The organism is Mycobacterium sp., assembly GCF_051006775.1.
Taxonomy (GTDB): domain Bacteria; phylum Actinomycetota; class Actinomycetes; order Mycobacteriales; family Mycobacteriaceae; genus Mycobacterium.
In genome coordinates, this window is the sequence record NZ_JBPCSX010000047.1 from 1 (window position 1) to 13,081 (window position 13,081).

The window sequence follows — 13,081 nt, forward strand, 5'->3', positions numbered from 1 at the left end:
TCGGCGAGCTCACCGGTGAGTCGGTGGACGGCCTGCTCGACGGTCATGAACGGCCGCCCGGCCCGGGCCGCGTCGTGCACGTGACGCAGCAGGCGTAGGCCCATGTTGTAGAACGCCATGTTGCGCAGGTGTGCTCCGGCGTCCGAGAAGCCCATCTGAATGCCGCTGTCGGCGGCGAGTTTTCGCAGCACCTCGGGCCGGTGATTGGAGATCGTGGTGCGCCAGCGCAGCTTGGCCCCATGTTCGATGACCAGATCCAGGAAGGCATCGACGGGATGTAGGCCGCCACGGTCAAGCCCTACCTGGCCGAACGACTTACCGATCACCGACTCGTCCGGGCAACCGACGATCTCGGCGTCGAAGAAGTCGCGATGCCAGACTCTGACCCCGAACCTGCTGTCGTATTCCTTGCGGAATCTCCGGCGGTAGTCCTCATCGCTGAGCAGGGTGTTGCGTTCGATCTCATCGCGCAGGTGCAGAGCCGCTGCGCCGGAACCGAATTCCTCGAACACCACCAGGTCGATACCGTCGGCATAGACCTCGAATGGAACCGGCAGGTGCTGCCAGCGGAAGTCTGCGCCGAATCGATTGACGAATCTGGCCACCGGACCCAGTGCGTCGATCGCTAACGGATTGGCCTTGATGTCGGCGGCCGACAGCAGGCTGGTCTTGAGTTTGTCGCGCAGTACCGGAAGCGATTGCGCGACCTGCGACACCAGGTTGAGCGGATTGGTGATGTCAGGTCCGGACTGAAGGATGCGCCCGCGTTTTCTCAACTGCGCCGTGAGCCGGCGTAGTTCTCGTGGCTTGGCATAGGTCGACGGCAACGTGCGCGACCGGCAGGTCTCACCATCGATCTTGTCGAAAAGCAGTTGCTGTGAACTCATTCCGAGGAAGCCGGCATCGAGCGCCTCGGTGAGCATGCGCTCCATCTGAGCCTGCTCACCGGAGGTGGGTCTGCTGTCACCGCGGGTTGCCCGGTCCAGCCCCATGGTGGCGGTGCGGATATCCGAGTGTCCGATGAAGGAGGCGATATTGGGACCCAGGGGCCGGGATTCCAGTGCGGAGATGTACTCCTGCGCGGTGTTCCAGGTCTTGGCTTCGTCGATGGCGCTGATGACATGCTCGCGGGGAATCGCCTCCACCCGGCCGAAGAGGTTACCGGCGTCCTCGCCGCCGATGTGCACCGTTGACAGTGAGCAGGAACCGACCAGCACCGTCGTGACCCCGTGTCGTACCGATTCCGGCAACCCCGGCCCGCCGAGCACTTCCACGTCGTAGTGGGTGTGGATGTCGACCATCCCGGGCAGCACCCACTTGCCGGCCGCATCTACCACCTGCGGGCAGCCGGTCTCGTCGAGCTGGTGCGGTGTCACCGCCACGATCCGGCCTTGCGTGATGCCGATATTGCGGACAGCCGATGGCGCACCCGTTCCGTCGAACCACCGGCCGTTCCGGATGATCGTGTCGTAGCTCACAGGGCAATAGAACAGCCCAGGTAAACGGGTGTCAACATGGGTCAGCTCGGTTAGCGGCTGATCGCGACGGCCGAGCCCAGCCGGACCGGTAGCTGCGACCAACCGCGCAGGACCCGGGTGTCCCGGCGCCGGCCCGCGCCGGCCAACTGCGCGTCGGGGAAGCGTTCGAAGAAGCTGCGCAGCCCCACTTCGCCCTCCATCCGGGCCAGCGCGGCCCCGAGGCAGAAGTGGCGTCCGCCGGAGAAGGCCAGATGCCTGCCGGCGTTAGGCCGGCGGATGTCCATCCGGTGCGGATCGGGGAAGACCGCAGGGTCGCGGTTGGCCGCTGCCAGACAGATCACCACGACCTCGCCGGCCCGGACAAGCGTCCCGGCCACGTCGGTATCGGTGAGTGCGATTCTCGCGGTGAGTTGCACGGGGGAGTCCAGCCGCAGGATTTCCTCGACCGCACCCGGCCACAGCGAAGGGTCCTCGGTCACGGCGGCGAGTTGGTCCGGGGCGCCCAGCAGGAGCCGGATTCCGTTCCCCAGCAGATTGACCGTGGTCTCGAAGCCCGCGGCAAGCACCAGTCCCGCCACACCCTGCAACTCGGCTTCGCTGAGACGCACACCGCTGTCGGCCGCGTCGATCAGCTGGCTCAAAAGGTTGTCGCCTGGATTGGCGCGCAGCGACGCGAGATGGGCGGTAAGCCAATCGCTGAACCCCTCCAGCCCGCTCTGTACCTGTTGGTACTCCGGCCAGGTCAGGCCGAAATCCAAACTGGGCGCTGCCAATTCGCCGAATTCCAGGATCCGGGCCCGCTCCGATTCGGGTACGCCGAGGATCTCGCTGATGATCGACACCGGGAGCTGTGAGCAGTACCGGTCGACGATGTCGACAACGCCGCCGCCCCCGGACAGCCCTGCCAACAGTGTCGCCGCGGTGCTCTCGACACCGTCGCGCAGTGCGGCGACCGCCCGGGCCGTGAAGACCGATGACACCGTCTTGCGGTAGCGAGTGTGCTCGGGGGGCTCGACGGCCAGCAGCGACGGCGGGCGAAGCGGATGCAACACCTGCGGTCGGGTGCGTTCCTCGAGCCGGCGCAGCGGGCCCGGCAGACTTGATCCCAGGACGATGACCCGGAAATCCTCGGATCGCAGGAGTTCGTGTGCGACGGCATGGTCGACGGTGAGGTAGTTCAACCGGGACCGCACCAGCGGCCCGTGCGCGCGCAACTCGTCATAGAACGGAATCGGGTTCTCGTGGATCGCAGGATCGGCGATGAGCCGGCCCTGCGGATCACCGCGGCGGGCCGAGACTCGTGCGCCGATCCGGACCACACCGTGCAACGCCAGCCAGTGCAGGCGTTCGCGCATCATCGTCGTCCTCGGTTCGCTCAGGTAGTCCAACTGACGGGCAGTCTCTTGATGCCGTGGATGAACGACGACAGCAGCATCGACGGCTCTTCGGTCACCGCGATATCCGGGATCCGATTGTGCAATTCCTCGAACAGCAGGGAGATCTCCCGGCGAGCGAGGTTGGCGCCGAGGCAGAAGTGCACACCCCCGCCGCCGAAACCGACATGGTTGGAGTCACGCGTCACGTCGAACATCCACGGATTGTCGAACTTGGTTTCGTCCCGGTTCGCCGAGGCGTACCACATGGTGACCTTGTCACCCTGGGCGATCGTGACCCCGCTGAGTTCGACGTCGCGGGTCGCGGTCCGGCGCATGTAGACCACCGGTGAGCCCCACCGGACGATCTCCTCAACGGCGGTCGGGGCGACGGTGGCGAAGTCGTTCCACCAGATTTCGCGCTGCTCGGGATATCGGGTCAATGCCAGCACACCGTGACTGATGGCATTACGGGTGGTCTCGTTTCCGGCTACTGCCAGCAGGATGAAGAACGATGCGATATCGGCAGACGTGAGCCGCTCGTTGTCGACCTCGGCGGCGACCAGAGCGGTGGTGAGGTCGTCGCGCGGGGTCACTCGGCGGTCCTCGGCCAGCGCGGTGGCGTAGGCGCCGATGTCGATGGCGACCTTCATGAATTCCGCGAAATCCGTTGTCAGATCGGGGTCGCCGAAGCCGAGGATGATGTTGGTCCAGTGGAAGATCTGATCGTGGTCGGACTCCGGAATACCCATCATGTCGCAGATCACCTGCAGGGGCAGCGGCCCGGACAGCTCGGTGACCAGTTCGGCATTGCCGTCGGGATTGCGCGCAATCAGATCCGACACCAGGCGACTGGCCCGGTCGCGGATGGACTCCTCGATCTTGGCGACCACCCTCGGGGTGAAGGCGCGGCTGACGATATTGCGCAGCCGGGCATGGCGGGGATCATCGAGGGCGATCATCGATCCGAAGTACTCGGCAACCTCGGGAGCTTGGTCGCCGATGGTGATGTTCGGGTAGGAACTGAAGATCTCCGGATGACGGCTGGCGAAGCGCACGTCGTCGTAGCTCATCAGTGCCCAGTGCCCGGCGCCCGCCTGGAAACCTTCGAACTCAACCTCGCGGAAGAACTTGATCGGCGCCTCGCGGCGCAGGGTTGCGAAGGCTCCGTCCCGGATGGAGTCGTCGAGCCCCCAGAACCTCAGTGTGCCCAGGTCGATATCGGACAGCGGAACATCCGGTGGTGCCTGGCCGTTGACGCGTGTCGAGATTCCCATAGCCCCACAGTAGAGGTCAGCGATGAGGGCGCGGTCCGCTTTCCGCGGTCACTGCTCCTCGACGACCTTCTTGATGCGCTCGAGGGTGGTCCGCATGTCGCGCACGTTGCGCTTCCCGCGCAGGTAACCGGCGAACATCCAGAACACTTTGATCAGCGGCGAGTTGTTGAGCCGGAAGGATTCGGTGACATCGGTGCCCTCCCCTGTGGGGGTCAGCCGGTAGTGCCAGTTGTTGACGGCCTGATCACCCGGGCCGAGCACGGCGAAACCGAACTCCCGGCCCGGTACGCACGCGGTCACCCGGCAGACCGTCCAATACACCGGGCCGACCTCGTTGCGCCGGACGTGCCCGCGGAATTTCGCGCCGAGTTCCGGTCCGGTTGCCCCGTCGAGCCACTCGGCCTCGAATACCTCCGGGGAGAACTTCCCGGTGTTGCGGACGTCGGCGATGAGGTTCCAGATCTTCTCCGCCGGCGCCGCCATGTGCACTGTCACAGAACCATCCATGACGCCAACCCTAGTCGGCGTACCGTCAGGCCCATGGGTATGGCGCTACGCTCCGGGGCGGTGAGTGTCGACCGGCTGGTCGCTGCACCCACCGAGCAGGTCTGGCGACTGCTCACCGACGTGCGGCACTGGCCATCCTGGGGGCCGTCGGTACGCAGGGCCGAGTTGGACAGCGGTCAGACCCGGCTGAGCGAGGGCGCGAGCGGGACGGTGTGGACGGCCGCGGGCGTACGAATGCCGTTCCGCATCACCGAGTTCGACCCGCAGCGTCGGTGGTGCTGGACTGTGGCCGGTGTCACGGCCACCGGACACGACCTCATACCGGTCGACGGCGGGTGCCGGGTCCGTTTCGATATGCCGTGGTGGGCGGTTGCCTATCTGCCGGTCTGTGCGGTGGGGCTGGACCGGCTGGCGAAACTGGCTCAGGCCCCGCAGTAGGAGCGGGTCGCCGCGTCGAGGGCCTGCCGGTAGAGCGGATCGAATTGCCGGCTCTCCCCGACACCGGTCTTGGCGGCGGCCAACCGGGCGGGGCAATCCGGGGACCGCAGAACCGCCCACTGTCGGGCCATCTCGGCGACCATCCGCCCGTTGAGATCGTCGATCACCGACCGCGATGACGACAGGTCCGGGGCTTCCAGCGGTGCCGCCGACGGGTCGAATTTCCACCATGAGAACCGGCTGTACTGAATCGCCTCGGTCGCGTTGATCTGATCGGTGAATGCCGTGGTCACGTAATCAGCGGGTACGCCGGCCGATTCAGCCGCGCCGGCGACGGCGGCGAGCACCTGCTGCACCCGGGCCGGATCGGTGATCGAGCCACCGGTCAGCCACTTACTGGCGGCGACCGGATCGGCGGTTTGCAGCCGCTGCGCCGCAGCGTCGATCAGCGCGAGCAACGGTTCGGCCGTGGAATCGGCGGGCTGGGGTTCGGCGATCGCGACTGCGGGCGTGGTCAGGGTCGCCAGTAGGGCGGCGGTCCCCAGGGCGCGCCGGATACCGCTCAACCGACCGGGCCCTTGGCCAGTACCAGTGGTGCGCTGTGCGGGATGCCGGCCCGGTCGATCCAGCTGAGCACGATGGTGTCGCCGGGCCTGCGCTGGTCCATGGCGGTGGACAGGTCCGCTGCCGAGCCGATCGGCGTGGTGTCGACGGCGGTGATCAGGTCACCGCTGAGCAGACCGATTCCGCGGGCCGGGGTATCCGGGATGACCTGTCGCACAACCGCTCCACCCGGGCCGCGACCGAACGGCGGGTCGGCGATGCCGACGCCGATGAACGCGTTGTCACCGAGGTGGATGGATCGGGAGCCGTTGCCGGAGCGGATTTGATTGACGATGCCCATGGCACGGTCGATCGGAATGGCGAAACCTTCACCGCCGGTGACCCCGCCCATCCGGTAGGTGAGGGTGGCCGCGACGGTGACGCCGACCACCTGACCGGAGCTGTTCACCAGCGGGCCGCCGGAATAACCCGGACGGATGTCGGCGGCCACCCGGATCAGGTCGTAGAGCTCGCGGGTGCCGCCGCCGGACTCGTCGGAGGCGCGTACCGAGGCACCGAGTTGCGTCACAGTGCCCGGGGCGTAACTCGGCACACCGTTGGAACCGTTGGCATTGCCGATCGCTGCTATCGGGTCGCCGACGATGACTGATGACGAGGTGCCGATCATCGCGGTCGGAAGCCCCGTGGCACCCCGCATCCGGACCAGGGCGATGTCGTTGTCGCGGTCGAAACCGATCACGTCGACCGGGTACGTCTGGCTGTTGGCCAGGCTGGTTGCGGTGATCCCGGTCGCGCCCTCGATGACGTGGTTGTTCGTCAGGACCAAGCCGTCGGGATCGAGCACGATCCCGGTGCCGGCCCCGATCGCCCCCTGATAGGTCAGGTCGGTGTTGATTTCCACCAGACCGGGGACCACCTGGCTCAGCAGTGCGGACTGATCCAGCGGTGCGCGCGGCGCCGGGGGTGCGGCGGTGGATGGGGCCGCGAGAAGCCCGGCCAGCAGCAGCAGCGCGGTCAGCGCACCCGTGATCCGGCCCAGCAGGCGGCGGCTCGGGCCACCGCCGCGGAGTCGATACGTTGCTTGCATACCTACAACTGTGCCTGAAAACCTGCGAAATCCCCATAATGCCGCGTTCTCCGGAGCGTTGCTGGGCCTCAGCAGGTGTAGGGGCAGGTGTTGGGGCAGGTGTAGGAAGGTGGCATGGACGGTGCCACTTCCCGGGCCCCTTTCGCGGCGACTCTCGCGGCAACTCTCCGGTCCCGGCCGGTTCTCCTGCTGATGGCGGGAACCCTGATGGTCAGCCTTATTCTCGGTGCCACGTTCATCAAGCTGCACCGGACGGAGGATCTTCGCGGGGCGGCAGTGGAGCGGCCGGCCCACCCCCTGACTGATGCTCAAGCCAAGGACCAGGTGGTGGCCACGGCGCGGCAGTTCGTGGCGGCGGGCCGGTTCAAGGGTGCCACCGGCAGTTACATCCTGATGGCCTGCAAAGAGGATGAGGACCCGGTGTATCAGGGGTCGCTCTACCTCAACTTCGATCTGCCGACGATCCGGGAGACCCCCGCCTACTTCCGGGAGATTGCCCGCAACCTGTCCAAATCCGGCTGGCGGGAGGGGGTGCCGCCCGGACACCACCCCGGCGGAAAGACGCTCAGCAAGGACGGAGTCGCTGCGGTGTACTACCGCCACCCCGATGTCCCCGGCCGCGGGGTGCTGCAGATCTACGGGGAGTGCCGCGACGTGGCTGACCACCGCTTCGACGACACCGGATTTCTCGACGTCACCCGGGAACTGACCGTCCGACAGCGTTGAGCAGGGCAGAAATTAGGGACTTTGGTCCCCGGCGCGGCGACCTTCGTCCCGTGTCTGCTACGCGTCGTCACAGATAGAATCAGCGCCATGACATACGTGATCACCAGCGCCTGCGTCGACGTCAAGCACAAGGCCTGCGCAGCCGAATGCCCGATGGACTGCATCTACGAGGGCGACCGGACCATGTACATCAACGCGGAGGAATGCGTCGATTGCGGCGCCTGCCGGCTGCTGTGCGAGGTGGACGCGATCTTCTACGAGGATGACCTGCCCGAGTCGGAGCAAAAATTCCTTGCCGACAACTCCGCCTTCTTCAACGAGGTGCTGTCCGGCCGCGACGCACCGCTGGGTGCGCCGGGTGGCTCAGCCGCCCTCGGTCCGGTGGGCGTGGATACCGCGCTGGTCGCCGCTTTGCCGCGTAACGCGGGCTAGGCGCAGCCGCGGAGCATCAGCTATCAGCTCTCGTCGGCGAACTCGCAGAACGCCTCGTATGCGCGGGCTCCATAGATGGTGGCCGGCCCGCCGTGCATCATGATCGCCACGCCGATCGCCTCTGCGGCCTGCTGCTTCGACGCTCCCGCCTTGGCTGCGCCGCGGGCGTGCGAGGCGATGCATCCGTCGCATCCGTGCACCACGCCGATGGTCATCGCCATGAGCTCCTTGACGGCCGTGGTGAGTTCGCCGCCGGCCATCGCCGCAGACCCCAGGTCGTTGAACGCCTTGTAGACGTCGGGGATCGCCTGCCGCAGCGCCCGATGCTGGGGACGCAGGGTGTCGAGGATCGCGTGATTGTGGTTCTGGTCGCTCATGGCTTCGACTCTAGAGCCATTTCGCTGGGACGCGCCGGTGGGTACAGACTGCACTGCCGGATTTCGGGGAACATCTACACTGTCGGTTTGCTGAATTGACTTCGTGAGGACAGGGACCAGATGGCCATAGCGTTTCGCCGGGCATTAGCCGCAGCCGGGATCGCCGTGCTGGCCGCAACGGCTGCGGCGCCGACCAGCCTGGCCGCAGTGGCGCCCGCACTGGCCGCAGCGACGGTGTCATCGGTCCAACCGTTCAATGGCCAGACCGTCGGGGTCGCCCACCCGATCATCGTGACGTTCACCAATCCGGTCCGCGACCGCACCGCGGCCCAGGACTCCATCCGGATCACCTCGCCGGGGGCGCCGACCGGTCGATTCGAGTGGCTGCGCAGCGATGTCGTCCAGTGGGTTCCGGACCACTTCTGGGCCCCCCATTCCGAGATCACCCTGCTGGCAGGGGGAGTGCCCCGAAGTTTCGAGACCGGCTCCACCGTGCTCGGCGTTGCGAGCATCTCCGCCCATACCTTCACCGTGAGCATCGACGGACAGATCATCCGCCAGATGCCGGCCTCGATGGGCAAGCCGAAGTTCGCCACCCCGATCGGATCCTTCACCGTGCTCGCCAAGGAGAAAACGGTGGTGATGGACTCCCGGACGATCGGCATTCCGCTCAATGACCCGGACGGCTACAAGCTCACCGTCAACGACGCCGTGCGCATCACCTGGGGTGGCGTGTACATCCACTCGGCACCATGGTCGGTCGGATCCCAGGGTTACTCCAACATCAGCCACGGCTGCATCAACCTGGGCCCTGACAATGCGGCCTGGTATTTCAACCAGGTGGGTATCGGCGACCCGGTGATCGTCAACGGATAGCTGTTATTTCGGATGGCTGGCGGTGAAACTGATCGTCACCGGGTCAGCCACCCTGACCGCACCCATCAACAGCGAGTACGGCTTCACTCCGAAATCGCTTTGGGTGATGGTGATCTCGGCGGACATCACCCAGTCCTCGCCTTGGTCCTGCACGGTCAGATCCACCGACTGTGGGCGCGACGTGCCATGTATCTCAACGGCTCCGGTCAATCGGTAGCCGTCAGCGGTCTTGGTGATTTCGGTGGCGGTGAAGCGAATCTTCGGAAACTTCTTGGCGTCAAGGGATTTCAGCGCGTTGGAGCGGGCGATACCTTTTTCCGGTCCGCCGAGTGGGGTGAGCCCGCCCTCGCCCTTGATCACCTCGAGGGAATCGACCGCAACGCTCAACGCGGCGCCCGCGGGCTCTTTGCCGCGCCAGTCGACCGTCGCCTGCCATGACCGCATTGCGATGGTCAGCCGGTGGCCAGTCTTCGCGGCCGGACCCGCCACTCCGGTCAGGATGAGAAGCTCGCCGGAAGACCCATCCAGTGTCCAGGCTTTGCCCATGGATCCATCGTATCGCCGTGGGCCACTTAGCGTTTGCTGGCACCTGTGTAGTCGACGTCCCAGTGCTTGATTCCGTTGAGCCAGCCGGATCTGAGGCGTTGCGGGCTGCTCAGCGGCGTCAGGTCGGGCATGTGGTCGGCGATGGCGCCGAAGATGAGGTCGATCGTCATGCGTGCCAGGTTGGCGCCGATGCAGTAGTGCGCGCCGGTGCCACCGAAGCCGACATGCGGATTGGGGTCACGCAGGATGTTGAAGGCGAACGGGTCGGTGAACACGTCTTCGTCGAAGTTCGCCGAGCGGTAGACCATCACCACCCGCTGGCCCTTCTTGATCGTCACCCCGCTCAGGTCGTAGTCGCAGAGCGCGGTGCGCTGGAATGAGGTCACCGGCGTCGCCCACCGGACGATCTCATCGACCGCGGTGGCAGGCCGTTGCTTCTTATAGAGCTCCCACTGGTCGGGAAACTCTGTGAAGGCCATCATCCCGTGGGTGATCGAGTTGCGGGTGGTCTCGTTGCCGGCCACCGCGAGCAGGATGACGAAGAAGCCGAACTCGTCGTCAGAGAGCTTGTGACCCTCGACGTCTGCCTGGACGAGTTTGGTGACCAGATCATCGCGCGGGTTGGCTGCCCGATCGGCGGCCATCGCCATTCCGTACATGATCAGTTCGACGGATGCCCCGATCGCGTCATTACCGGCGAACTCCGGATCGAGGTCGCCGACCATCTGATTGGACCAGTCGAAGAGCTTCTTGCGCTCATCCTGGGGAACTCCCATCAGTCCGGCGATCGCCTGTAGTGGCAGTTCCGCGGCGACCTGTTCGACGAAGTCGCCGGAGCCATGCTCGGCCGCGGCCTCGACGATGCCGGCGGCCCGCGTCGCGAGTTCGGCGCGGAGCAGTTCGATGGATCTCGGGGTGAAGGCTCTGGAGACGATCTTGCGCAGGTGAGTGTGGTGTGGGGCGTCCATGTTGAGCAGCACGAATTTTCCGCGCTCGATCTGTTCGCTGACCGTGCCTTCCTTGTACCTCGGTAGCGCGGTCTTCTCCATGCTGGAGAAGACGTCACTGCGTCGCGAAATCTCTTTGACGTCCTTGTGTTTGGTGACCACCCAGTAGCCGCCGTCGTCGAATCCGCCGACCCCGTAAGGCTGCTCGTTCCACCAGATGGGAGCGCAACGTCTCAGCTCGGCGAGTTCTTCGACGGGCAAACGCTCGGCGTTGAGATCGGGGTCGGTGAAATCGAACCCCGGCGGTAGTTTCGGGGACGCCATCGGCGGCACCTCCTGGTTGGCGCGGTTGATTCATGACTACACCCACCGGCTGTCCGGTGTCGCGGGTTGGGAAAATCAGCGGGCCGGAGGCATCGTCACGGTGGTGGTGCTGACCGTGGGCACAGTTGTGATCGCGGATGTCGTGGGGGTGGCCGAACCGCCGGAGAATCGTGGTGTGTGGAAGTCCGTCCACGAGTCGCGGTACAGGACGGTGTCGCCCTCGGAGATCAGGAATGCGGCCGGCGATATCGAGTACGTCACCGAGTCGTTGGTCGCGACGATCGAGCCATCCGATCCTCGCCCGGCGGCCATCTGCAGGGTGGCGCCGTCGCTGAGCCGGACCCCGCGGTATTGCAGCCCGCCGTCCGGATCGACGCAGATGACCACGAGGGCGCGTGCCGTACGGCCGTAGGCCATCAGTGTCTGGCTGGCCGAGCAGCGGGCCGAGGAGTCGACGAACCCGTGCTCGTCGGTGGGCGGGGCGGTGGGCGCCGAGTGGGCCTGCCCGGCGACAGCGGCGCCGACCAGCACACCCAGTGCGACCGAGCCGAATGCTGCGGAAATGACGCGAGCACGCATTGCATAAGCGAACCACCCCCGCGGCCCATCCGATCGCTGCCGCGCCGCTCCGCCAGCCGGATAAACCGGAATTAGCCGGGTTCGGCCGAGGCGGGGGTGCCCGAACGGTTAGGCTGCCCCCCAGCAGCACCGCAACCAGGCAAAGGTGGGACATGTTCCGCGCACTCGTCATCGCAGCCGCCGCGACCGCCGGCGCACTTGTCCTCGCGCCGTCCGCAGTGGCGGACGCCGGGCCCTACAACGGCGACGTGCCGGGAATCAACTACGAGGCCGCGCTTGCTGCGCCGTGCTTCCAGTGGGATCGGTACATCTTCGGCCGCGGACCCGGTGGCGAGGTGCTGGCCTGCCACTGGATTCCTAACCAGGGCTACCTCGGCTGGGATTCACCGTCCCCGGCCTACACCGGCTTCTGGGTGATCTCGCCGAAACTGTACGGAGTTCAGACCGTCGGCGCCCCCTGCCCGGGCTCCCAAGCTGCCGCGCAGTCTCCGGACGGCCTGCCGATGGTCTGCATGGGTGCGCAGGGTTGGCAGACCGGAGTGTTCCGGTCCGGTGACGGGGCCAATGGCCGCTACGTCACCCCGCCGCAGACCCCCTGATCATCAGACGGAGGTTTCTCAGACGGAGGTTTCTCAGACGGAGGCCGCAGCCTCGTTGATCTGCTCGAGCCGGCCGGTGGCCTCCAGGTATTCCTGCACCCAGCGCTCGATCACTGCCGCAGTCCTCTCGACCTTGGTGAACTGACCGACCACCTGGCCCACCGGGTTGAACGCCACGTCGACAGTTTCATTCGGGTACTTGTTGGTGGCTGCAACGGCCATCCCGGACACCATGTACTGCAACGGCATCCCCAACGGCTCGGGGTTACCGGCGGTCTCCCAGGCCTCGGTCCACTCGTTGCGCAACATCCGGCACGGCTTGCCGGTGAAGGACCGGCTCCGGACGGTGTCGCGGCTGCCCGCCTTGATGTACGCGGCCTGCTGGACCGGCGTGTTGTGGGCCTCTTCGACCATCAGCCACTGCGAGCCCGACCAGGCGCCCTGGCAGCCCAGCGCCAGCGCGGCCGCGATCTGCTCGCCGCTGCCGATACCGCCGGCGGCGAGAACCGGACGTGGCGCGACGGCCTTGACCGCCTGCGGCCACAGCACGATCGACCCGACGTCGCCGCAGTGGCCGCCCCCCTCGCCGCCCTGAGCGATGATGATGTCGACATCGGCCTCGGCATGCTTGATGGCCTGCGCAGGCGACCCGCACAGTGCGGCGACCTTGCGGCCCGATGCGTGAATGTGCTTGATCATCTCAACCGGCGGAGTGCCCAGGGCATTGGCGATCAGGGTGACCTTGGGGTGGCGCAGGGCGACCTCGACCTGTGGGGTGGCAGTCGCCTCGGTCCAGCCGAGCAGTTTCAGCGCATCCGCGTCAGCGCCGGCAGTCGGCACGCCGTGATCGGCCAGGATCTTCTTGGCGAAATCCAGGTGTTGCTGGGGGACCATCTTCTTGAGCATTTCGGCGAGCTCATCGCCGGCCATATCGGTGTTCATCCCCTCGTA

General features: G+C 66.1%; 16 protein-coding genes. 5 read left to right on the top strand and 11 right to left on the bottom strand.

Annotated features, from left to right (window positions below):
• From ACR2JI_RS03235 to ACR2JI_RS03250, 4 genes are all read right to left on the bottom strand, one after another.
• A partial coding sequence (locus tag ACR2JI_RS03235) for an N-acyl-D-amino-acid deacylase family protein (protein WP_526387970.1) occupies positions 1–1,478 on the bottom strand: 1,478 nt, incomplete at its 3' end.
• A gap of 50 nt (positions 1,479–1,528) precedes the next feature.
• Positions 1,529–2,833: a cytochrome P450 gene (locus ACR2JI_RS03240; protein WP_526387972.1), complete on the bottom strand. Its 1,305-nt coding sequence runs from the start codon at positions 2,831–2,833 to the stop codon at positions 1,529–1,531.
• A 20-nt stretch (positions 2,834–2,853) separates the two neighbouring features.
• Positions 2,854–4,128, bottom strand: a complete 1,275-nt coding sequence (locus tag ACR2JI_RS03245; RefSeq protein WP_526387974.1) for a cytochrome P450 — start codon at positions 4,126–4,128, stop codon at positions 2,854–2,856.
• 48 nt (positions 4,129–4,176) lie between these two features.
• Entirely contained in the window at positions 4,177–4,635 is a 459-nt protein-coding gene (locus tag ACR2JI_RS03250; RefSeq protein WP_526387977.1) for an SRPBCC family protein, read from the bottom strand.
• 33 nt (positions 4,636–4,668) lie between these two features.
• Here ACR2JI_RS03250 and ACR2JI_RS03255 point away from each other — a divergent pair, with 33 nt between their 5' ends.
• Positions 4,669–5,073, top strand: a complete 405-nt coding sequence (locus ACR2JI_RS03255) for an SRPBCC family protein (RefSeq protein ID WP_526387979.1) — start codon at positions 4,669–4,671, stop codon at positions 5,071–5,073.
• On the opposite strand, the gene ACR2JI_RS03260 is transcribed toward ACR2JI_RS03255, so the two are convergent.
• Both ACR2JI_RS03260 and ACR2JI_RS03265 read right to left on the bottom strand, forming a co-directional pair.
• On the bottom strand, positions 5,058–5,630 hold the full coding sequence (locus ACR2JI_RS03260; protein ID WP_526388001.1) for a chorismate mutase: 573 nt from the start codon (positions 5,628–5,630) through the stop codon (positions 5,058–5,060). The two genes, ACR2JI_RS03255 and ACR2JI_RS03260, sit on opposite strands and share 16 nt — an antisense overlap.
• Before the next feature lie 5 nt (positions 5,631–5,635).
• Positions 5,636–6,724, bottom strand: a complete 1,089-nt coding sequence (locus ACR2JI_RS03265) for a S1C family serine protease (RefSeq protein ID WP_526387981.1) — start codon at positions 6,722–6,724, stop codon at positions 5,636–5,638.
• Positions 6,725–6,838: 114 nt separating this feature from the next.
• Here ACR2JI_RS03265 and ACR2JI_RS03270 point away from each other — a divergent pair, with 114 nt between their 5' ends.
• Together ACR2JI_RS03270 and fdxA are read left to right on the top strand one after the other, a co-directional pair.
• Positions 6,839–7,450, top strand: coding sequence for a lipoprotein LppJ family protein (locus ACR2JI_RS03270; protein ID WP_526387983.1), 612 nt, complete (start codon positions 6,839–6,841; stop codon positions 7,448–7,450).
• 87 nt (positions 7,451–7,537) lie between these two features.
• On the top strand, positions 7,538–7,882 hold the full coding sequence (gene fdxA / locus ACR2JI_RS03275; RefSeq protein WP_526387985.1) for a ferredoxin: 345 nt from the start codon (positions 7,538–7,540) through the stop codon (positions 7,880–7,882).
• Between the two features lie 23 nt (positions 7,883–7,905).
• Here fdxA and ACR2JI_RS03280 read toward each other — a convergent pair whose 3' ends face one another.
• Entirely contained in the window at positions 7,906–8,259 is a 354-nt protein-coding gene (locus ACR2JI_RS03280; RefSeq protein ID WP_526387987.1) for a carboxymuconolactone decarboxylase family protein, read from the bottom strand.
• Positions 8,260–8,379: 120 nt separating this feature from the next.
• Here ACR2JI_RS03280 and ACR2JI_RS03285 point away from each other — a divergent pair, with 120 nt between their 5' ends.
• Positions 8,380–9,135, top strand: coding sequence for a L,D-transpeptidase (locus tag ACR2JI_RS03285; RefSeq protein ID WP_526387989.1), 756 nt, complete (start codon positions 8,380–8,382; stop codon positions 9,133–9,135).
• Between the two features lie 3 nt (positions 9,136–9,138).
• Here ACR2JI_RS03285 and ACR2JI_RS03290 read toward each other — a convergent pair whose 3' ends face one another.
• The 3 genes from ACR2JI_RS03290 to ACR2JI_RS03300 all read right to left on the bottom strand — a co-directional run bounded on the left by ACR2JI_RS03290 (position 9,139) and on the right by ACR2JI_RS03300 (position 11,531).
• Positions 9,139–9,681 carry a YceI family protein gene (locus ACR2JI_RS03290; protein WP_526387991.1) on the bottom strand — a complete coding sequence of 181 codons (543 nt, stop codon included), beginning with the start codon at positions 9,679–9,681 and terminating at the stop codon, positions 9,139–9,141.
• Positions 9,682–9,707: 26 nt separating this feature from the next.
• Positions 9,708–10,952, bottom strand: coding sequence for a cytochrome P450 (locus ACR2JI_RS03295; RefSeq protein WP_526387993.1), 1,245 nt, complete (start codon positions 10,950–10,952; stop codon positions 9,708–9,710).
• 75 nt (positions 10,953–11,027) lie between these two features.
• On the bottom strand, positions 11,028–11,531 hold the full coding sequence (locus tag ACR2JI_RS03300) for a hypothetical protein (protein WP_526387995.1): 504 nt from the start codon (positions 11,529–11,531) through the stop codon (positions 11,028–11,030).
• A 152-nt stretch (positions 11,532–11,683) separates the two neighbouring features.
• On the opposite strand from ACR2JI_RS03300, the gene ACR2JI_RS03305 reads away from it, so the two are divergent.
• On the top strand, positions 11,684–12,130 hold the full coding sequence (locus ACR2JI_RS03305) for a hypothetical protein (RefSeq protein WP_526387997.1): 447 nt from the start codon (positions 11,684–11,686) through the stop codon (positions 12,128–12,130).
• Between the two features lie 33 nt (positions 12,131–12,163).
• On the opposite strand, the gene ACR2JI_RS03310 is transcribed toward ACR2JI_RS03305, so the two are convergent.
• Positions 12,164–13,081: NAD(P)H-dependent flavin oxidoreductase (locus ACR2JI_RS03310; protein WP_526387999.1), on the bottom strand; the 918-nt coding region annotated here is incomplete at its 5' end.